The 21,492-nt window shown below is 48.8% G+C and carries 21 protein-coding genes; 13 read left to right on the top strand and 8 right to left on the bottom strand.

The annotated features are described in order from the left end of the window. Window positions 1-93: 93 nt before the first annotated feature. From RS891_RS23365 to RS891_RS23315, 11 genes are all read left to right on the top strand, one after another. On the top strand, window positions 94-1,083 hold the full coding sequence (locus RS891_RS23365; protein ID WP_113053702.1) for a serine/threonine protein kinase: 990 nt from the start codon (window positions 94-96) through the stop codon (window positions 1,081-1,083). 252 nt (window positions 1,084-1,335) lie between these two features. Beyond that, complete coding sequence (locus tag RS891_RS23360) at window positions 1,336-2,649, top strand: ABC transporter substrate-binding protein (protein WP_315793317.1); 1,314 nt, start codon at window positions 1,336-1,338, stop codon at window positions 2,647-2,649. A gap of 67 nt (window positions 2,650-2,716) precedes the next feature. Further along, on the top strand, window positions 2,717-3,598 hold the full coding sequence (locus RS891_RS23355; protein WP_315793316.1) for a carbohydrate ABC transporter permease: 882 nt from the start codon (window positions 2,717-2,719) through the stop codon (window positions 3,596-3,598). A gap of 26 nt (window positions 3,599-3,624) precedes the next feature. Beyond that, window positions 3,625-4,443, top strand: coding sequence for a carbohydrate ABC transporter permease (locus tag RS891_RS23350; protein ID WP_315796410.1), 819 nt, complete (start codon window positions 3,625-3,627; stop codon window positions 4,441-4,443). Window positions 4,444-4,470: 27 nt separating this feature from the next. After that, window positions 4,471-6,024: a DUF4127 family protein gene (locus RS891_RS23345; protein ID WP_315793315.1), complete on the top strand. Its 1,554-nt coding sequence runs from the start codon at window positions 4,471-4,473 to the stop codon at window positions 6,022-6,024. A 17-nt stretch (window positions 6,025-6,041) separates the two neighbouring features. Continuing rightward, entirely contained in the window at window positions 6,042-6,749 is a 708-nt protein-coding gene (locus RS891_RS23340) for an N-acetylmannosamine-6-phosphate 2-epimerase (protein WP_315796409.1), read from the top strand. Beyond that, a complete protein-coding gene (locus RS891_RS23335) occupies window positions 6,736-7,563 on the top strand; it encodes a MurR/RpiR family transcriptional regulator (RefSeq protein WP_113053705.1) in 828 nt (275 codons plus the stop codon). The genes RS891_RS23340 and RS891_RS23335 overlap by 14 nt, the downstream gene beginning before the upstream one ends. A gap of 28 nt (window positions 7,564-7,591) precedes the next feature. Next, window positions 7,592-8,545 carry an ROK family protein gene (locus RS891_RS23330; protein ID WP_315793314.1) on the top strand — a complete coding sequence of 318 codons (954 nt, stop codon included), beginning with the start codon at window positions 7,592-7,594 and terminating at the stop codon, window positions 8,543-8,545. Beyond that, window positions 8,535-10,127 carry an FAD-dependent oxidoreductase gene (locus RS891_RS23325; RefSeq protein ID WP_315793313.1) on the top strand — a complete coding sequence of 531 codons (1,593 nt, stop codon included), beginning with the start codon at window positions 8,535-8,537 and terminating at the stop codon, window positions 10,125-10,127. Before RS891_RS23330 ends, RS891_RS23325 begins: the two co-directional genes overlap by 11 nt. 246 nt (window positions 10,128-10,373) lie before the next feature. Continuing rightward, window positions 10,374-10,817 carry an Imm48 family immunity protein gene (imm48, locus tag RS891_RS23320; protein ID WP_315793312.1) on the top strand — a complete coding sequence of 148 codons (444 nt, stop codon included), beginning with the start codon at window positions 10,374-10,376 and terminating at the stop codon, window positions 10,815-10,817. A gap of 87 nt (window positions 10,818-10,904) precedes the next feature. After that, entirely contained in the window at window positions 10,905-11,444 is a 540-nt protein-coding gene (locus RS891_RS23315; protein ID WP_315793311.1) for an RNA 2'-phosphotransferase, read from the top strand. A gap of 471 nt (window positions 11,445-11,915) precedes the next feature. Here RS891_RS23315 and RS891_RS23310 read toward each other — a convergent pair whose 3' ends face one another. The 5 genes from RS891_RS23310 to RS891_RS23290 form a co-directional block, all read right to left on the bottom strand. Beyond that, window positions 11,916-12,773, bottom strand: coding sequence for an SDR family oxidoreductase (locus RS891_RS23310; RefSeq protein ID WP_315793310.1), 858 nt, complete (start codon window positions 12,771-12,773; stop codon window positions 11,916-11,918). Window positions 12,774-12,910: 137 nt separating this feature from the next. Then, window positions 12,911-13,336 carry an Rrf2 family transcriptional regulator gene (locus tag RS891_RS23305; protein ID WP_315793309.1) on the bottom strand — a complete coding sequence of 142 codons (426 nt, stop codon included), beginning with the start codon at window positions 13,334-13,336 and terminating at the stop codon, window positions 12,911-12,913. A 110-nt stretch (window positions 13,337-13,446) separates the two neighbouring features. Continuing rightward, window positions 13,447-14,271 (bottom strand): carbohydrate ABC transporter permease, encoded by an 825-nt coding sequence (locus RS891_RS23300; RefSeq protein WP_315793308.1) that lies wholly within the window; start codon window positions 14,269-14,271, stop codon window positions 13,447-13,449. Next, window positions 14,272-15,144 carry a carbohydrate ABC transporter permease gene (locus tag RS891_RS23295; protein ID WP_315793307.1) on the bottom strand — a complete coding sequence of 291 codons (873 nt, stop codon included), beginning with the start codon at window positions 15,142-15,144 and terminating at the stop codon, window positions 14,272-14,274. 112 nt (window positions 15,145-15,256) lie between these two features. Further along, window positions 15,257-16,558 (bottom strand): ABC transporter substrate-binding protein, encoded by a 1,302-nt coding sequence (locus tag RS891_RS23290; protein ID WP_113053730.1) that lies wholly within the window; start codon window positions 16,556-16,558, stop codon window positions 15,257-15,259. Window positions 16,559-16,734: 176 nt separating this feature from the next. On the opposite strand from RS891_RS23290, the gene RS891_RS23285 reads away from it, so the two are divergent. Both RS891_RS23285 and RS891_RS23280 read left to right on the top strand, forming a co-directional pair. Further along, window positions 16,735-18,615 (top strand): cache domain-containing sensor histidine kinase, encoded by a 1,881-nt coding sequence (locus RS891_RS23285; RefSeq protein ID WP_315793306.1) that lies wholly within the window; start codon window positions 16,735-16,737, stop codon window positions 18,613-18,615. A gap of 5 nt (window positions 18,616-18,620) precedes the next feature. Continuing rightward, window positions 18,621-19,379: a response regulator transcription factor gene (locus RS891_RS23280; RefSeq protein WP_315793305.1), complete on the top strand. Its 759-nt coding sequence runs from the start codon at window positions 18,621-18,623 to the stop codon at window positions 19,377-19,379. A gap of 52 nt (window positions 19,380-19,431) precedes the next feature. Here RS891_RS23280 and RS891_RS23275 read toward each other — a convergent pair whose 3' ends face one another. From RS891_RS23275 to nirD, 3 genes are all read right to left on the bottom strand, one after another. Then, complete coding sequence (locus RS891_RS23275; protein ID WP_113053733.1) at window positions 19,432-20,061, bottom strand: YfbR-like 5'-deoxynucleotidase; 630 nt, start codon at window positions 20,059-20,061, stop codon at window positions 19,432-19,434. Window positions 20,062-20,286: 225 nt separating this feature from the next. Continuing rightward, window positions 20,287-21,069: a formate/nitrite transporter family protein gene (locus RS891_RS23270; RefSeq protein WP_315793304.1), complete on the bottom strand. Its 783-nt coding sequence runs from the start codon at window positions 21,067-21,069 to the stop codon at window positions 20,287-20,289. Window positions 21,070-21,123: 54 nt separating this feature from the next. After that, window positions 21,124-21,450: a nitrite reductase small subunit NirD gene (gene nirD, locus RS891_RS23265; protein ID WP_315793303.1), complete on the bottom strand. Its 327-nt coding sequence runs from the start codon at window positions 21,448-21,450 to the stop codon at window positions 21,124-21,126. Between the last annotated feature and the right edge of the window lie 42 nt (window positions 21,451-21,492).

Raw genomic sequence — 21,492 nt, 5'->3', positions numbered from 1 at the left:
ACATGGTTGGCGATGAAACGCCTGTCTGGTTGGACCGAATGATGCAACATGCGGCAAGTCTTCCGATCGACAAGGTTGAAAAGAGGGTCTGTTATGAAAAAGGACAATTGCAAAATGGCATTGCAGCGCAATGTAATTTTAAATGATACATATCAGGTAAGACATCTCATGGCTAGCAGTGAGCTGGCTATTGTATATGCAGGAAGAGATCGGAATACAGGTGCAAAGGTAGCGATTAAGGAGTTTTTCCCCCAGAGGCTGGCAACACGTCAGGCTGACAAACGGGGAGTGTTCTGTTCTTCACGGGGGTTCAGTGGTCAGTATCAGGAACTTCTTGCTGCATTTTTGGTCGAAGGAGAGCTGTTATCCACGTTGCATCATCCTCATATTGTGTCGTACGTGGATCATTTCGAAGAAAATGACACAGGGTATCTTGTTATGGAATATTGTACAGGGGTAACCTTAACCGAATATCTGATTGAGCGAAATCATGCGCTGGACGCGGCATTTATTACGGAAACATTGCTTCCGCTAGTAGATACACTGGACTATATTCATAAGCAGGGAATTCTTCATCGCGATGTGAAGCCATCCAATATTATGGTGATGGAAGACGGTACGCCGAAACTACTGGACTTCGGTTCAGCAGCTCGTTGGCCTGTACAATCCGGGGAAAAACAGGCGATCTTTACATCGGCCGGGTATTCGCCGCTTGAGTTCTACTCGGAGAAATCCAGTCAGGGACCGATGTCAGACATATATAGCCTGGCAGCGTTGCTTCATTATTGGACATGCGGGCAGCCCCCTATGGATGTAAAACAGCGACTGTTCCGCGATGAATTGCCATCTGTACGTTCTCATAATGAGTATGTGAATCGGTGGCTCGCACGCGTTATTCACTGGGGATTATCGGTTCGTTCCGAGCAACGGTGTGCTTCCCTCGCTTGGGTTAAGAGATCACTTCAAGTACAGGCCTGGATGTGGAAAATACGCAAACCTGGCACAGTAGAATGGGTTTTAGCTGAGAATGAACATACCCAAGTCTACGAAGCAGAGCCGAAGAAACAGCATGAGACGGCTTGATTGCAGCCTTGTCTTATACATATAGTTGTAACAAAAAAGCCAGTTTGGTCCTTATACGGATCGAACTGGCTTGTTTTTTGTGTTTTTTAGCCTAAAAGAAAAATTATTTCTTTTTTTTATTTATTTCTGGAAGAATACTTCATTCTAACTCCAGGGCCTGCATATACTCCATTGGAAAGATGGAGTAATTAGCCAGGAAATCTGACGTAAGCGCCGGCTCCCGTCTTATACCAAACTGAGGGGGAATGTTGTGTGACCACCAACAGAAAGGGCTTCACAGTATCTTTGCTGCTAGTCGTTATGATGTCTATGCTGCTTGCCGCCTGCGGAGGAAATGACAATACGGCTGGTACGCCGAGTCCGGGAAGCACTGGGGAGACGGGTACGGAAGCTGGAAAGCCGGTGACGCTGGAATTTTGGACGATTGCTTTACAGCCAACGTTCAACGATTATTTCAATGAATTGATTGCCAAGTATGAGAGCAGTCATCCTGGCGTGAAAGTCGAGTGGAAGGACTATCCATATGATGCCATTTCACAGCGTTTATTGACCAGTACGGCCAGTGGCAAAAGCCCTGATGTTGTGAACCTCAATACCGAATTTGCCAGTCAATTGGGAAGTAAGGGAGCGCTGCTGAATCTGAATGAATACCTGACAGATGAGGAAGCGAAGAGTTACTTTGAAGGCATTTATAATTCGACTGTTTTGGATGGCAAAGCTTACGCGCTTCCTTGGTACACAGGTACGGAAGTGTTGTTCATGAATACCAAGCTGGTGAAGGAGGCAGGCCTTGATCCTTCAAATCCGCCGCAGACCCGAGAGGAACTCGTGGAGTGGGCCCGTCAGGTCCATGAAAAGACCGGAGTGGCCGGTTATGCGCAGCAGCTTGTCTCCAAGCTGTTTCCAATCGACGGCATCCCCATTCTAAATGAAGACAAAACGGCCGCGGCTTTCAATACGCCGGTAGCAGAGGCGATGATCGCTCAAATGCGTGATCTGATGGCCGAAGGCGTAGTGCTGAAGGAGGATGCGGAATTCAGCAAGCAGATCCAGTATTTTTCCGGGGAGCAGGTCGCTTTCCAATTGTCGGGTCCAACCTTTATCAACTTCATCAAGAAGTCTGCACCGGATGTTTACAAGAATACGATTGCGGTAACGCTCCCAACGGGCAAAGCGAACCTGCGGCTCTCCAATTCCATGGATCTCGTTGTGCCACAGAAATCCAAAAACCCTGAGCAAGCGGTGGAATTTGCCGCCTTTATGACCAATGCAGAGAACCAGACTGCCTTCTCCAAAGTAGCCAATACGCTGCCGTCGAGCAAAGCCTCCATTGAAGATCCGTTCTTTACTCAATCCGACGGATCGCTGGAAGCCGAAGCCAAGGTAGCCTCCTCACAAAGTCTCGATAAAGCCACTGATTACATGGTCGGCGTACCGAATGCAGGAGATATCAACTCCGCATTGGCACGGGGCTTGCAGGAGATTTTGATGAACGGAGCAGATATTAAAGAAACGCTGAACGCAGTGGAGAAGGAAGTTAACCAAATTCTTAACCAGGATTCCTGAACTTATGCGATACAGTCTAATGAGGGGGAGTACTCCCCCTCGATCCTAGAAGAGAGGAGGCGTAGCCGTGTACAAGGCGATTCGATCCGAATCTTTTGCTGCATGGGCGTTTATGGCACCGGGATTGTTGTTTCTGGCGGTTTTCACCTTTTGGCCGATTATTTACGGGATACCCCTCTCATTAACCGATTATTCTGTCATTACGGAGACACATTTCGTTGGTTTGGATAACTTTACCCGGGCCTTTCAAGATCACAATTTCCTGATTTCGCTGTGGAATTCGCTGGTGTATGTGCTGGTTGTGCCGGTGATTCAAATCATCTCGATCCTCATGGCCATTCTGGTTAACAGCCGGATTCCGGGTGTCAAAATGTTCAGGGCTGCCTACTACATACCGGTTGTAACTTCCATGGTCGCGGTGGCACTGATTTGGAGCTGGTTGTTGGGCAATAACGGCGTGGTCAATTACCTGCTGCTGAAGGTTGGCATTCTTAGTGAGCAGATCTCCTGGCTTTCCACGAGCAGTACGGCGCTGTATGTGCTGATGTTCATCACCATGTGGAAGGGTCTCGGCTATTATATGATGCTCTATCTGGCCGGGCTTCAGGGAATTCCGGCAGATCTATATGAAGCCGCCAGAGTGGATGGAGCTGGACCACTGAGACTGATTATTCATGTGACGCTTCCGCTGCTGCGGCCACATATTCTCTTTTGCACCGTAATTTCGGTGATGGGTGCCGTTCGTGTTTTTGATGAGGTCTATATTCTCACCAAAGGCGGGCCGGGAACGTCCACGCTGACCTCAAGCGTATACATTTTCCAAAAAGGGCTGGAGCAATTCAATTTCGGGTATGCCTCGGCGCTTGGGCTGATCGTCAGTGTGATGGTAGCTGCGCTCAGTGTGCTGGTGTTCCGGCTGAACCGGAGAGGCGGGGTGAATACCTATTGATTCGGAGTGCGTTTTCGTCCAAAAAAATGAAAAAAGTCCTTCGTCATTTGATCATTTATGTACTGTTGATTTTGCTTGCCCTGTTTATGATGGGTCCTTTTCTGTGGCTGCTCAGCGTATCGCTGATGCCTGGCCGTAATGTGTTCGCGAATCCACCAGCCATTCTACCTACCTTCATCGCTTTCGATAACTACGTGCAGGTGTGGGAGTTCATGGATTTTCCACGCTACATCATAAATACGGTGGTGATTACGCTCCTTGGGGTAGTGTTTAACATCTTCCTTTCCTGCCTCACGGCGTATCCACTCGCAACCTTTCGGTTCAAGGGACGGAATCTGGTGTTCACGCTGCTGATCTCGACCATGATTATTCCTTCGGCAACGGCGATGATTGTGCATTATTTAACGATTCAGGCCTTTCACTTGGGCAATACGTTTCTTGGGGTTGTGCTTCCGGCCGCGGTGTCGGTATTTAACATCTTTCTGATGCGACAAACGTTTCTGGGCATACCGACAGATATTCGGGATTCTGGCAAAATGGATGGAGCCTCCGAGTTCCGTATCTTCGTGCAACTTGTCATGCCACTGGTGAAACCAGGGGTTGCCGTCATTGGCTTGCTTGAAGTCATGGCATTCTGGAACAATTTCCTGTGGCCGATTGTGGTGCTGGATGATCCGCAGAAATATCCATTGGCTGCGGCCCTGACGTATCTGAACGGTCAGTTCTCGTATAACTTCGGCTGGATTGCCGCCGGCACCATGATCTCGGTGCTGCCGATTATCATCGTGTTCCTTTTCACCCAAAAATACTATATGGAAGGCATTGCCGGAGCGATTAAAGGATAAAAAAACACAGAAAGGGTGAACGCATTCATGCCGAAGCAGTATAAGCTAACCTTTGTTCCGTTAGATGAACGGCCTTGCAATTATGAATTTCCTTATTTGTTGGCACAGGGAACGGAATTCACAGTGGAGCGTCCCCCACTTGAAATCATGGGTCTGAAAAAACGTCCGGGCGATGTAGAACAGTTATGGACCTGGTTTGAGGAGAGCTGTGCAAGGGCAGATGGAGCAATCGTTGCTTTGGATACGTTGCTCTATGGCGGGATTATTCCTTCCCGGCTGCATCAGTTGAAGCCAGATGAACTGACGGCCCGTCTGGAGCGCCTTCGGGGGATCAAGCAACAGTACCCGCAGCTAACCCTGTATACGTTCCAACTGATTATGCGCTGCCCGCAATATTCCCTGTCCGATGAGGAGCCGGATTACTACGCCGACTGGGGAAGAGAGATTTTTCGCAAAGGTTTCATCAGCCATCGGCTGGAGCTCGGAATTGCGACGGATGAGGAGATCCGCGAGCTGGCCGATATCGATAATCGTCTACCAATGGAAGTGCTGGAAGATTACCTGGGACGCAGGGCCGTAAATATTGAAGCTAACAAGCAAGTGCTGGTTCTGATCCAGGAAGGCATTATCGACTTCATGATTGTGCCGCAGGATGATTCAGCGCCTTATGGACATACAGCCAAGGATCAGGAGAAAGTGCGAGCCCGGATTACCACCCTTGATCTGGAACTTGAAGTCTACATGTATCCTGGTGCGGACGAAGTTGGTTGCGTATTGCTCTCCAGAATGATGAATAAGGCTCGCGGCCGGATGCCGCTGGTGTACCCACGATTATCATCTGTTCAGGGGGCGTTTGTTACCCCGCTATTCGAGGATCGATTTTTCTATGAGACGCTCAAATATCAGATTTTGGCTGCAGGTGGGTTGATTGCGTCCAGTGAGACTGAAGCAGATCTGGTGCTGTTGATTAGTACACCTGGAGAGACGATGGCGGAAGCGGTGTCGCAGCAGCATTCTTTTTACAGCTATGATGTATACCGAAATTTGATGGAACTGGTGGAATACGGACACTTTCTGCTCAGGAGCAAGGAGAAGCCGGTGGCTGTAGCGGATGTGGGATATGCCAATGGTGGGGATCAGAAGCTGGTCAAGATGCTGCGACAAAAAGGCATGTTATTTGATCTGGCTGGATATGCCGCCTGGAATACCAGTTCCAACTCACTTGGCACCGTTATTTCGCAGGCGATGATCTATCTGCTCTATGGTCCTACACAGTCGCATCTTGATTTCCTCGCCCTCCGCTATGCCGAGGATGTCTGCTATTGTTCGGTCGTTCGGGGAGAACTTAGCAATGGCCCGGTGCAGGAGATGGGTTATGGCAAGTACTTGCTGGATGGGCCTCGCGGCCTTGTTGCCGCCCGAGTAGAGAAGAGGCTGCGTCAAGAGCTTGCTGTGCGGATCGATACTGAAGCAGGGAGTATACAGATTACTGATTGTTACATGCCATGGAACCGGATGTTCGAAGTGGGCCTGTCTGTACGATTCGTACCATCCAACCCTAGTAAGGAAAGCAGAATATAAGAGAGAGGGTGAGAACCCTGACAAAGGTAGTGCTGGAGAAACTGCATTTGGGGCTGATTGTTTCTTGCCAGGCGCTGTCTGATGAACCGCTGCATGGCGCGGCGATGATGGCCCGTATGGCGGCGGCTGCGGAGGAAGGAGGGGCCGCGGGTATTCGGGCGAATGGGGCAGCAGATGTGCGTGCGATCAAGCAGACAGTCTCATTGCCGGTTATTGGCATCATAAAGCGCAATTACCCGGATTCTGCTGTATATATCACCCCAACCATCAGAGAAATTGACGAGCTGCTGGAGGCCGGAGCGGATATCATTGCATTTGATGCGACCCGCCAGAGCAGGCCGAAAAATCATACATTGGAGCAAATCACCGCCTATCTGAACGCCAATGGGGTGGTTTCCATGGCAGACATCTCCATTCTGGAGGAAGCTTTATATGCTGAGTCGCTTGGAGTCAGTTGTGTTTCGACTACCCTATCGGGTTATACACCGTATTCCCGGCAGCAGGAAGGGCCGAATTTGGAGCTGCTGGGGATGTCCGCACAGCGGTTGAAGATTCCGGTCATTGCCGAAGGGCGGATTAGTAAACCCTCTCAGGTAGAAGAGGCGCTTGATCTGGGGGCATACGCTGTTGTGGTGGGCTCCGCAATAACTCGGCCACAGCTAATTACCCGACAGTTCGCAGCAGTGACCAGAAAAGCGAGGATGAAGAGTAATGGAGATGAATGACCGAATTAATACGTATTATCCTTCCATGACCAAGTCGGAGCAGAAGGTGGCCAGGTGCGTACGGGACAATCCGGATAATATCATCTATTTTTCTGTGACTGAGCTGGCTGATTTTGCTGGTACCGGAGAGACTACGGTGATGAGATTCTGCCGTAAAATCGGGTTTAAAGGCTATCAGGATTTCAAGCTGATGCTGGCCCAAGGACTGCCGAAACGGCAGAACCAGCCAGACGGCGAGCAGGGAAAGGACGATTACGCCGACCATTTATATGCATCGATGGTGGGTGTGCTGCAATCCAGCTTGGGTATGCTGGATCGCAGCCAGTTGGAAGAGGCAGTAAAGTCTCTGGACAGCGCACGACATGTGCAATTCTTCGGCGTGGGCTCGTCAGGCATTACCGCTATGGATGCCAAGAACCGATTTTTGCGTATCGGGCGGCGTGCGGAAGCGAATTCAGACAGCCATATTCAGTCCATGATGGCGGTAACGATGGGAGAAGGTGACGTGGCTTTTGGCATCAGCGTGTCCGGCAGTACGCTGGATACCAACGATATGTTGATGAAGGCCAAACAAAACGGGGCTAAGGTGATTGCCATGACGAACTATGCCAAATCCCCCATTGCTTCTATTGCAGATATCTTGCTCTTGACCGCGGGGAAGGAGTCTCCCCTTGAAGGCGGTTCTGTAGGAGCTAAAATCTCTCAGCTGTTTATTATCGACTTACTCTGCCAGGGACTGGAGCGCGAGCATGGCGAAGAGACTAAAAAGATGAAGGAATTAACGGCCAGGGCGGTTATCGACCGTATTTATTGAAGGGTTTGTGTGAATAGGGGGAAAGCAGATGCCGCAGGTCATTGGCGTGGATGTAGGAGGCACAGGCATTAAAGGGCTTGTGGTCAATGAAGCAGGAGTCGTTCTGGTAGAAGCTACATGTGCAACCGAGGCCCGGTTGGGCCGAAAGGCTATACTTGGCCAACTTCACGGGTTAGTAAGTGAACTGTTGTCTAGCTGTGAAGAAGTGAAGGCCCTGGGTATTGCCTCGGCAGGAAGGGTGAATGTGGAGACGGGTGCAGTGATTCACGCAACGAACAATTTACCTGGCTGGCAGGGAATGCCACTAACACAATGGGCAACAGCGGAATTTGGCCTGCCTTCAACTGCCGATAACGACGCCAATGCTGCACTGCTCGGCGAGGCGTGGCTTGGTATCGGCCGTGGTAAGCAGAACCTGGTTATGCTGACACTCGGAACTGGGGTTGGTGGGGCCAATATGGCATGTGGCAGGATGTTACGGGGAGGAGACTGGCGCGGTGGGGACTGGGGGCACAGTGTGCTAGTGCCTGACGGTCTACCTTGCAATTGTGGCAAACGCGGCTGCGTGGAGCAATACATTTCCGGTAGTGCACTGATGCGGCTGGCGCGGGAACAGAAGGGCAACACGCATACTCACGGCCGGGAGATTATGGCCGCTGCAAGCCAGGGAGAAGCAATAGCGTTGAACATTCTGGAGCGTTACATATCTGATTTGGCCTTGGTTATTGCGAATATTTCTGCCTCGATAGATCCGGAATTGATGATTCTTGGTGGCGGTGTGACCCAAGACCAGGCTATGTGGTGGCCGATGCTTACCGCTAGGTTATACAGTGTCGGATTGGCAGACCGGGTTGCAGTGGCTGAACTCGGTAACTGGGCAGGCTGTTTCGGGGCGGCGCAGCTGGCCTTGGAACGCCTGCGTGAGAACGGCATTGGTTGGTCTGAAGGCATTGACAGGGAGGAGACAACCCATGGGGATTGAACAGGAGAAACACAGTGATATCGTCATTATTGGCGGTGGTCTTGGCGGGACTGCAGCTGCGCTGGCTGCAGCCAAGGCAGGGCTACGGGTACTTTTGACGGAAGAGACGGACTGGCTTGGCGGTCAATTGACCTCACAGGCAGTACCGCCGGATGAGCATCGCTGGATTGAACAATCTGGTAGTACAGCTTCGTACCGTGAGTTCCGCAGCCGGGTCAGAGATTACTACAGACGGAACTACCCGCTTACGGATGTCGCCAAGAAGGATCCTGTTCTTAACCCCGGTAATGGCTGGGTGAGCCGCTTGGCGCATGAGCCGAAGGTCGCGCTTGCTGTTTTACATGAGATGCTTGCGCCATACGTGAATACCGGTCGGATCGAGGTGCTCTATCATACCGTGCCAGTTCATGTAGAGACAGCAGGTGACCGGGTGACTGGCGTGACTGTATGTGAAGAGCGAAGTGGGGAATTGATTAAGCTCCGGGGTGCCTATTATCTGGATGCCACAGAATGCAGCGACCTGCTTCCCCTCGCCAGAGTAGAGCATGTAAGTGGAGCGGAATCTCGGCGGGAAACGGGTGAACCACATGCCCTGGATGAAGCGGACCCGCTAGACATGCAGTCGATTACCCATGTCGCTGCAGTAGATTATGTAGCGGGTGGAGACTTCACGATCCCTCGTCCGAGGGATTATGATTACTGGCGTCAGTATGTGCCCACGTTCTCACTGTATCCGATTCTGAGCTGGTACGCTTCGGATGCCAATGATACCTCCAAGCTGAAAGAGTTCACGATGTTCCCGAATGATCAGGGCATAACCTCCCTGTGGGATTATCGGCGGATCGTTGACCCGACTATATGGACAGAGTCACTGAATGATGGTGAAGTCACGCTGCTCAACTGGGCACTGAACGATTATTACGCCGGGCCGATCATTGGCGTATCGCGGGAGGAACGCGAGCGGCATCTGGAAGCGGCGAGGCAACTAACTCTTTCCTTAGTATACTGGCTTCAGACGGCAGCTCCCCGCCTGGACGGCGGAAAGGGTTATCCGGGCGTAAGGCTGCGTGGAGATGTGCTCGGTACGGAAGACGGTCTCGCCAAAGCACCGTATATTCGGGAATCACGGCGAATCCGAGGCGTATATACCATTACCGAGCATGATGTGAGCAAGGAATTGCGCGGAGTAGAGGGAGTCAAATGTTACGAGGATAGTGTGGGTGTCGGCAGTTATCATCTGGATCTCCATCCAACAACCGTGAGCCAGCGGACTTTTTATATACCGAACCATCCCTATGAAATTCCGCTGGGTGCACTCATCCCGGTGCGAGTCAAGAACTTGCTTCCGGCTTGCAAAAATATCTCCATGACCCAGATTGCGAACGGTTGTTACCGTCTGCATCCCACCGAATGGAATATTGGCGAGGCTGCCGGCACCCTTGCCGCTTATGCCATTGCACAACAAGTAGAGCCCTCAGAGGTGAGGGCTTCGACGGAACATCTTCGTGCCTATCAGGCACAGCTGATTCGCCAGGGTGTTCAGCTTCATTGGACAGATGCGGAACTGGCAGGGGAGTGTTAGACAGACTTTTAAGAGAACTATATGAAACAAATTTATGCAAGGCGTTATTCGGGCATCTGCTTCGGATAACGTCTATACTATTTTCTTGCGTTATAGGTATGGATCGAATTTTTTATTTTGCTTGTTCTTCCTGAAGCGGAGAGAATTAATCATTTTATTTGAACTCACGCCCCTAACTCCGATACAATGTTTTCATAGAGTCTGAGAGAATGGATTCAATACGGCTCAGAAATGGAGAACTACAATATGACTGATTTTATCAACGCTGACGATATTAACGACGTAATTTTGGCTGCGGCTGCTTCAGAGCTGGAGCAGATGGTGGACAAAATTTGTGAACTGATCGGTACGCCTTTGGAACAGACAACAGAGCTGGAGCGTCAGGTGATGGCTGCTTTCGGTTTTGGGGCTGTATATGGCATTACCCATCGGGATCAACTTGCGGAGCCGCAGGCTCATGCACTGAGTATCCGGATGCTGATTAAACCGTTTAACTATAGTGAGCAGCAGGCTGTGGATTTTGCCGATGATCTGATCCGGGTGGCTTCAGACCGTGAGGTGCACCCCGTGATGAACACGATTATTCATCGTGGGATTGATGGACACCGTCAATTTAACCAGGAAGATGATGAAGGGTTGGCCCGCAACATTCAGGAGATTTTGGCTGCGGTACAACCGGAAAGAAATTGAGGAAACAGAGGGTTCACCTCTTCACGTAGTGGGACAGACAGTCTGTATGTCTAATGAATTCTTTAACTTGTTAGGGAGATGAGCGCGATGGATCTGATGAAGTTAAGTAAAGAGCTCTCATACGCCTTGCGTCACGCCCCTTGGGAGTACGAGCTGGAGCTGGACGAAGAGGGCTGGGTGGAGATTCCGCAATTGCTGGTGGCTTTACATGAAAGTCCACAGTGGAAAGATGTCACGGAAGCGAATCTGGAGCAGATGATTCAAGCTTCTGAGAAAAAGAGACATGAAATCCGTTCTGGCCGCATCCGGGCATTATATGGTCATTCGACTCCGCAGAGGATATCCAAGACACCTGCCACTCCACCCAATATACTCTATCACGGCACGCCGCTGCGGTCGGTTGCTTCGATTATGGAACAAGGTTTGCAGCCGCGCCAAAGGCAATATGTACATCTTTCTGCAGATATGGATACCGCCACTCAGGTGGGAAGAAGACGTGATGACGAGCCGGTAATATTGAAAATTAATGCCGCTCAAGCGGCCAAGGACGGAATTCTTTTCTATCATGGCAACGAAAATATTTGGCTGGCTGAACACATTCCGGCACGGTATATTGAGCAATCGTAACGGTCTCATAGTCCAAGCCGGTTTATCCTGACGAATGAGAAGACCATTTTCTAAGGAACTCAGGACGTCTTATTTCCCCTGCTGGTGCTCTATGTACAAAGTAAGGAACCTCAGACACGTTATTTTCTGAAATTCCTGATAAAAACGCTGTAATCGGCTGTTTATTCAATTATAGCGTGTCTCAGGTTTCTTAGATTTCTGCTGGTACTTCAAATCCCTGAATAAGACGCCTTCGATTCGTTAGTGCTCGTGTGTTTGTACATTCAGGCCCGTGGTCGCGCTGACATCTTCAGGTCGGTTTTTCTTTCAGTTTCAGTGGATTAAAGTACATGCACGGGTATAAAAGCAATATGTAGCTTACAGATCGTGTTGTCGTTCATAGCTGCACCAAAAGGGACACATCCAACATTTGCTGGTGTGTCCCTTTTTGATTTTCTATGCGGATCTGAAATGCTATCTTACCCAAAAATCTTACTTGCCCAAAATCGCTTTAACACCCTCACTCAATGGTTGAGCCGGACGGCCAAGCAATGTCTCCAGTGTATCGCTCTCTACAGCCAGTGCGCCTTCACGGATGGCACTTTGCATATCAACGAGCATGGAGACTACAAAGTCAGGCAATCCTGCACCCTTCATGATGTCCGCATACGCGGCATCGTCCACGTTTTGCACGTTGATGTCCTGTCCAAGCACTTCCCCAACGATGGCTGCAAGCTCAGCTTGGGTACGAAGTTTACCAGACAACTCATATACTGAATTCTCATGTCCCTCACCTGTCAGTACTGCAGCGGCAGCATGCGCATAATCACTGCGAGTAGCCCAGCCCACTTGGCTGGCGTTAGTTGCATGCACCCAAGGTGCGCCCTGGGAAGCTGCTTGAACGCTGCCTGCTTCATTTTCCAGGTACCAGTTGTTGCGCAGGATGGAATAAGGAATGCCGGATTCGCGGATAGCCTGTTCTGTGGCACGATGTACTTCAGCCAGTGAAAGGGTGTTTTTCTCCGCATTCACAACGCTGGTATAAGCGATGAATCCAACGCCTGCTTTCTTGGCAGCGTGCACGGCAGCTTGATGTTGGCGAATACGTGTTTCATTGTCACCGTCTGTGGAGATCAACAGCAGCCGATCCACCCCTGCAAATGCTTTTTCCAGCGTTTCCGGTTGATCGAAATCACCTTGACGAACGTCAACACCTTGAGTGCGCAATGCTTCCGCTTTCTCCGGGTTGCGTACACTTACAGCCAAATCCCCAGCAGATACCGTTTTTAACAGTGCTTCTACGGCCAGTGAACCCAAATGACCTGTTGCTCCAGTAACTAAAATTTTCATTGTATTTTCCTCCTATAAGGTATATTTTGTGTCGACACAAAAGTGAAATGTTAACTACATGAATAGATGTAATCGTATATGTTATAACAGGTGTGATTACAACGAAAGGTTTAAAAAAAGCTCGTAATGAGCTTTTTTTATTCAGAGACGTGAACCTGATCCATCATCTGTTGTATCGTTACACGTTTCAAACGCTGCTCCATAGCTAGCTGAGCCTCAATAAGTTCGGCACGCAAGGTTTGTTCGATCATGCTGCCAACCGGACAATTTGGGTTCGGATGCTTGTGGAAGTTAAACAACTCGCCATCCTCCACCACCTCAAGTGCACGATATATATCCAAAAGGGTAATGTCCGCGGGGGCCTTTAATAAAGAAGCACCGCCGACACCGGGTCTGACCTCAATCAGGCCGGCCTGTTTCAGCTTGGACATAATGCGCCGAATAATGACGGGATTGGTATTCACGCTTTTGGCGATAAAATCTCCCGTGCACTCATTGGGCACAACAGCGATCAGGGACAGCGTATGAACCGCAATGGAAAAGCGACTGCTGATTTGTTTCATGCATGATCACCACCGTTGTAACTATAATAGTTACAAATGAACGCGATGTCAATTATAAATTTCGAATTAGCTAAGTGTATTGAGTTCTCCGTTCTCATTTCGGATACATCTCAACCCTTAACCGCCCCGGAAGTCAGACCACCCACAATATATTTTTGCCCAATCAGGAACACAATCAACACAGGCAGGGACGTAAGCACGATATCCGCACTGACCAGATTCCACTGAGCACTGAACTGTCCGAAGAAGTTATAGACAGCGAGCGTCATTGGCCACATCTCGACGGTATTGAGCATGTAGAGTGGGGCGGTAAACTCATTCCAGACACTCAGGAAATTAAGAACAAATACCGTAACCAGTACAGAGGTTAACAAAGGCACAATAATTCTGAGAAACAGCTTGATTCCGTTGCATCCGTCCATGATCGCTGCTTCATCCAGTTCTTTTGGAATATTGGATACAAACGCATATGTGATGAATAGCGAGATCGGAATGCCCATCGCCGTATAGAGCAGAATCATGCCCACATGCGAATTAATCATGCCCAGCGACTTCATGACCTCCATTAATGGAATGTAGTTCAATGGCAGCGTAATGCCCAGAATGAGAAAGAAATATAGGAACTTGCTTAGCTTTGAATAATTTCGTGATAACGTGAAGGCCGAGAACGCTACAACAAACACCAGCAGCAGGGAAGAAGCCGTTGAATGCAGCAGACTGTTGAAAAAGGAACCACCCAGGTGTCCCTGCTCATAGACGATTTTATAATTTTCAAAGATGAACTTCTCAGGTAGGGTCAGTTTGAGCACTTTGGCTTCGGCATCGGATTTGAATGAATTCAGTACTATGACGACAAAAGGAATCAATACCACCAGGCTAAGCAGCCAAGCGAGTGCATTTAATCCGATGGAAATCAGCCGTTTTTTCACACGCATCTAGTATTCCACCTTTCGGTTCATCAAGCGGATGATGAAGAAGGAGATGATCGCCATAATGACAAACAGAATCGTGGATAATGCACTGCCAATTCCCCAATAGCCTTTAGCAAAAGAGGAATACACCGCTGTGTTAATCACATCAGTCGCATTGCCCGGTCCGCCGTTGGTCAGTACATATACCGCATCAAATACACGCAGGCCATATGTAATATTGAGTACCGTGGCGATGGTAATCGTCGGCATCAGCATTGGGATCGTGATTCGAAACAGCTTCTGCCAGAAGCCGGCACCGTCAATCGATGCCGCTTCATAATAATCGCGAGGAATGGCAAGCAGTCCAGCAATGAACAGCACCATAATGTACCCCATGCCTTTCCACGTATCCACCGCCATAATGGATGGCATTGCCCAAGTGAGGGAGCCCAGCCAGTTCTGGGCCAGAACGTCCAGCCCCAGCGAACGCAGCGTCACGTTAACGAAGCCGTTGTTGGGATCGAGCAGGCTTTTGAAGACCAGGCCAACAATCAGGAACGAAAGGACTTGGGGTGAAAATATGATCATCCGGTGCAGATTGGCGGCCTTCACACCGCTGACAAGCAACAGAGCTAGGAATAGGCCCAGAACCGTCTTGGCGATCGAAGTAATCAGGGTGAAAAGGACTGTATTTTTAATAAAAAGTAAATACGTTGGATCACCCGCCAGAATGGTTCGGAAATGCTCCAGACCAATAAAGTTTTTCTCCGAACTGTAGCTGTTCCAATCGGTGAAGGAATAATAGATGCCCAGCAGGGCGGGAGCGACGATGAACAGCAGATACAGCACAATCGCTCCAGATGAGAAATACCAAGGATATATCTTATTTACATTCATAAACTGTTACACCTGTCCTTCCTGCCAAAATGCATGAGTGCATGGCGCCTCACCTCGCTGCATGTGACGGTAGTAGCCACAAGCCTCATGTGTTTACACAGAATATGCGCTGTTATTGCCACGCATCATCTTTCAGCACTTTGGCTTGTTCAGCCCGGCGTTTATCTATATTTTGCAGAATCTGATCCGGGGTCATCGCTCCAGCGAACATGCCGGAAAGATCCTTGCCGATATCCATCCACTGCGGATCAATGTACTTTACAGCGGCCTGCATGACCGTGCCTTTCTCATGATTTTTCTCGTAGTCGATATAGTCCTGTGTCAGCTTCGGTTCAATTTCAGGCCAGCAGATGGTCAGGTTGCCTTCACCCCCATCGAATACACGCTGCAGATGATCATGCTCCGTGATCCACCGGAAAAACTTCAGTACCTCTTCCGGGTGCTTGCTGTTTTTGTTGCCAAACATCGCAGCCGAACCGCCTGGATTCACACCAATCGTCTGATTATCGCCCCATGGCATCACGAAAAATCCCATATTGTCCTTCATGTCCGGATAGGCCTCAGACACTTCCTTTTCAGTGCCTGGAACTCGAAGCAGCATGGCTGCTTTCTCCTGACCAAAGGCTTCAATGCCAGCCTCGACCGTATTGGACAGAAAATCCTTGCCGAAGTAACCAAGATCCGCAAATTCCTTTAACTGCTCGATGACCGTCTTGAGCTGCGTCAAATCCGCGACCTTCATCTCATTGTTGTTCAGCTTCTCGTACGTTCCCGGCGTTGCTTGCTCATAGTTTGGGCCGGTTTCAAACAATGGCAGTACCTGATACCATCCGCTGGCAGGGGCCTGATAGAACGGAATGATATCCTTGTCCTTGATCTTCTGACTGATTGCCTTGAACTCGGCGTAGGACGTTGGAGGCTGGATACCGAGCTCTTCAAAAATGCGTTTGTTATAGTACACATACCAGATTTTCGATGGTGCAAAAGAAACTCCATACACCTTCTCTTTATAGCTAACCGTTGGTAAAATCTCTTCGGACATGCGTCCTGTAAATTCCTCATTGGTCAGATCAATTGCATTTTCCTCAGGTCTTACGTTGGCAGGCATGCTCAGCGGGTCCACATCCACATTGAAAATATCTGGAGCTTCGCCTGAGGCAAGCTTCACCTTAATCAGGTCACGCCACTGGGCATCAGGGACCACCTGAAAGTCAATTTTCACACCCGTTTCCTGCTCATATTCTTTCGCCATCGTTTGCATGATACCCGTACGTGGAATGCCGCTCTGACTTGTTCCGAACGTTAGTGTTACCTTCCCTGAACCTTCGGAACTTTTACCGGAGTTGCACCCGGCAAGAAGCAGGCTGGACAGCAGCAGCGCACCTACGAGGGATAATAGAAATCGTTTTCTCATCAATGAACCTCCCATGGAATAAAGAATAATAGCTCTTGCCGAAACGCTTCATGTAAGCGTATTCTTATGTGGATAACTTTACGCGGAACGAAGAATGTGCTCAATAGACAAAAGCGTTCTGTTGGGTGGACATTTTCGAGTAAGTTGCAAGATATCATCCAATAACGAGGTGTGAGATGGTTAAGTACCGATTCCGGACGCTTCAGCAAAGTCTGTTTGCCTACTACTCTGCGGTATTTATTGTATTTTCATTGATTGTAGCCAGTCTCTTGTATGTTTTTCTTGCCAATGACATTCGTAGTCGAAGTGCCGAACAGCAGAAACAGCTGGGGAACTCGATGGTGGGCAATCTGGATCAGGAGATCGTCAAAATGAATAATTTCTCCATGAACATCGTATATTCCAATCTGGTCAAGGAGCACTTCAGTCACTATTTATCTCCAGCGGAGAACAACGAACAGACGCTCACAAGTGACCCGGCGTTTTACAAGGATACAACAACGCTGATTGATGTCATTCTGGCGATCATTAGCAGCTCCAACACAGCCAAACAAGCTAATATCTATGATGTGAACGGTAAAATGCTGGGTGCCGGTGCGTTCAATGGACAGCTGTCTGTAGATCTGACCCAAAGACCGTGGTACGAGGAAACGTGGGCGCGCAATGGCTGGCGTGTCATAAGTTTACTGGATGGTGGGGCATTACCGATGCCAACAGGGCAGGGGGAGTCAGGTAAACCATATCTCTCCCTTACCCGGGTGTATAAGGATGGAAATTATGTCTCGCAAGGAGTAGTGGAAATTTTGCAGGATGCCGGAACCCTGTTCCAGCATTTGAATGAGGTGCAAGCGGGGAACGAAGATCTGAGTGTCTATGTATTGAATGAACGTAATGAGCTGTTATATCCTTTTTTGTCCAATGAACATCCGTTAAATGCACCCCATTCCGACGTTGTTAACTTGATTCGTAACGACCGCTATCCACCAGAAACGATGCAAGAAGTGGTAGATCCCAAAGGAAATTCAAAGCAAATGATGACCTACACGACCTCGCAGGAGACCGGATGGACGGTTATCGTGATGCAGTCCAAACAATCCCTGTTTGCGAATCTGAATCGCATGGCTTTTCTGTTTATGGGGGCAACTTTAGCTACCTTAATTCTTATTCTGCTCCTCTCATATCTGATCTCCAAACGTGTTACCTTACCGCTCCACCGTTTGCAGCGCATTATTCAGAAAACTGGCCTCCACGATCTGACCACAGGTCAGGACTCTGGCCAGTTGTTCAAGTTGGAATATCCGGGTTCCATCCGTGAGATGGATGAGTTGAATGATACCTTTATTCAATTGAATCAACAGCTTGTGCAATCCTTCCAAGACATGCTGGCGATCAAATCTCAGGAAACGGATGCCAGATTGCTGGCGTTGCAGTCCCAGATGAACCCTCATTTTCTGTATAACAACATTACGAACATCAGCATCATGGCGGAAGAGGGCATGAATGAACAGATCGTTGCGTTCTGTGGTCACATTGCATCCATGCTGCGTTACATCTCGGCTCCGAACAAAAGCGGTGTTCCATTGGAAAAAGAAATCGACTACTGTGAGCGATATTTGAAGTGTATGAAAATTCGGTTCGAAGATGATCTGCTTTATGAATTCCATGTTCCGGACTTGATGAAAAATCTTCAGGTCCCCATGCTGCTCATTCAGCCTTTACTGGAAAATGTCATGAAATATGGACTGCGTGATACTCCACCCTGGAAACTGTATATCATTGGAGAGCTGGACACTTTGCAGGAGACCTGGCTAATGACAGTGGAAGATAACGGACCTGGCATGGAACCCGAGGCGCTTACGCTCATCCAGCAGTACATACAACAATCACAGGAATGGGAGGCTATGCCTGAACTTGAGATCAACGGGATGGGATTGAAAAACATCTGGATCAGACTCAAATTATGGTATGGTTCCGCGGCACATATGCATATTAGGAATAAACCTTCTGGCGGCGTCAGCATTACGATTGGCGGTTCCATTCGAAAGGAGCACAGTTAAAACGCATGGTGATGACATATAGAACCATTATTGTGGAGGACGAGGCGTTAATTCGCCGCAATGTGTCCCGGAAATTCAGCGAGCTGGGCACACGGTTTGAGGTTATCGGTGAAGCTAGAAATGGACAGGAAGCATTGGAATTGATTGAACATACAGTGCCTGATCTGGTCGTTACCGATATTCAGATGCCCGTCATGAATGGACTGGAACTGGCGAAACATCTGTATTTTGCCTATCCGCATGTCAAGATCGTGATCCTGAGCGGCCACCATGAGTTTGAGTTTGCACGCCAGGCCATCAGTTACAAGGTAGAGGATTATTTGCTTAAACCCCTTACGGAAGAACAGCTTCGATCTCTGCTGGATGCAATGGAATTAAAGCTTGGCCATGCAGGGGATTCGCTGGCACATGTCAGTGCAATGCTGGATGAGCAGGTGAAGCCGGAGGACATTGCAGAGGCAGTCAAATTGTATCTGAAACAGAACTATATGCATGAAATTACGTTGCAGGACATGGCAGGCCAGATGCATTTTAGTGTGGATTACCTGGGGAAATGTTTCAAAAAGGTGACGGGTGAGACCCCGCTCAAATACATGACAGGGCTCCGAATCAACGAAGCAAAACGCATGCTCGCGGCCTTTGATGATATGGATATCAAGACAGTAGGTAAAGCGGTGGGATATAGTGATTCCCATTATTTTAGCCGTATTTTCAAAAACAAAACGGGACTCTATCCCAGCGAATATCGCCAAAGGTTACAATAACGAAAAAAAGCCCTGTCCATGGCTCTTGAAGAACCACGATGACTGGAGCTGATTATTGTGACAAAGCATCTTCCGTGATTTGGCGGATATCAAATGGGGAACGATTGCCTTCCTCAATGATGTCGGGGAGAATCTGCTCGAGGAAATAGTGTACACAGTGGAGGTCAATATTTTTGATTTTGATCAGGGCATATCGGTACATCACGATAAATTCCTTTTCTGTATTGCCACGCTGCAGTTCAGCAAACGCTTCGTACACCTGATCCATTTTGTCGGCCACTTCCAGAATAAGTCCTTCGACAGAGTTATCTTTGCCTTCACGCAGCTGTCTGCGGAAAATCGGCTGGAATTCTTCAGGAATATTTTCGTTAATAAAATGCTCAACCATGCCTTCTTCTACCTGTTGCAGCATCGAACGAAGCTCCAGTGAATAATGTTTGACCGGCGTTTTGATATCACCGATGAAGATTTCACCATAATCATGACTGCTGGTAATTTCGTAAAGCTTCTTCCAATCGATGGCGACCCCATGCTGTTCCTCAATATCGGCGAGTGTTTTGGCATACTGCACGACTTTCCAGGAGTGGGCGGATACGCTGTGTTCCTCGAACTTGAATTTTCCCGGGGTACGAATAATGCGCTCGAGATCGTTGAGTGATCTAAAGTACGTGTGAATTCCCATGTGTGCAATCATCCTTTTTAGTTATAAGTATGCACTAATTATAACTTGATTATGTCAACTACAGATTAACCCTGATACAGTCGAAGGTAAAGTAGAAGTCGAATCGCTGGACAGCCAAAAGCCATCTTATTCTCTGAAAGTAGAATCAGAGAATAAGATGGCTTTTGCATTTATCTACATCCGTTCATTTAAGATATTGCGGATGGGAAAAGGATGGGGAATAAGCTAGCCTTTTTTCCTCACGGGCGAAACAAACCAGTACGCCATACCTACAAACAGCGCACCGCCGATAATATTACCGAGCGTGACCGGAATCATGTTATGCATCCAGCCTGCCAGAGTAATTGTTTCCGGGTGGTTTGGCAACAACCAGGACAAGGAGAGCAAAGTCATATTGGCGACGCTGTGTTCATATCCACTCGCAATAAAGGCGTACAGACACCACCAGATGAGGACGAGTTTGGCAATATCTTCTTTTGAACGGGCCGCCATCCAGATCGCCAGACAGACCAGCCAGTTACAGAGAATGCCACGGAAGAAAAGTTCACTAACGGGAGCAGCCATCTTTTTGGCAGAAACGACAAAAAGCAGATGTTCCGGAGTCGCAGTCTTGAAGAGACCGCTCCCCACAATAAGCAGACTGAGCAGAACGGCACCGATCAGATTGCCAAGGAAGACGAGTCCCCAGTTTTTGAGAGTATCCCGAATAGTAGTCCGACCAGCCAGCGTGCTCATTGTAAAGAACATATTGTTACCAGTAAACAGCTCCGAACCAGCAAAGATGACGAGTGTGAGGGCGAGTCCAAAAGACATGCCCATCAGCATCATTTGCAGTGGGGACTGAGCAGCTAGCAGTGGGGCGCCGATACTGAATATCAGAATGATGCCAAGGCCTACATATGCGCCAGCCATCAAAGCGGCAACCATGTAACGAGGCAGGCTTGCGTTCATTTGATCTCGTTTTTTAACCGCTGCTTCAATAATTCCTTCAACATTTGATGTATACATGACGATTTCCCCCATTATCGTGCATCTGTCGTTGACAGTGAACTTTTTATCTAACTATAAAGCGATCCAGACCTGCCCGTTCTCGATCTTCACAGAATACATCTGGACTTGTCCCTGATCGGGTGCCTGCACAAGACCTGTGTTCAGGTCGATTTTCCAATCATACAGTGGATCATACAGATAATACCCGGAGACAATCCCTTCCGCCAGCGGTCCACCCTTGGGATGAGGATTTCTATTTTCTGCAGCAAAGATGGTGCCATCTGAGGTGCGAAATACAGCTAGTTCATGGTCTTTGATCTCAACCACTCTACCTATCTGGGGCAGAAATTCTTCGATCTCTCCGGCAGGATAGTAGATGGCAGATTGCTGTGTTGTCATATGAACATCTCCTTCATTATCAGGTTCACGTTACAGGGTCAA

Origin of the sequence: Paenibacillus sp. BIC5C1, from assembly GCF_032399705.1 — a bacterium.
In the GTDB taxonomy this organism is placed as follows: Bacteria; Bacillota; Bacilli; order Paenibacillales; family Paenibacillaceae; genus Paenibacillus; species Paenibacillus taichungensis_A.
This window is presented reverse-complemented; position numbering and strand designations above follow the sequence as displayed.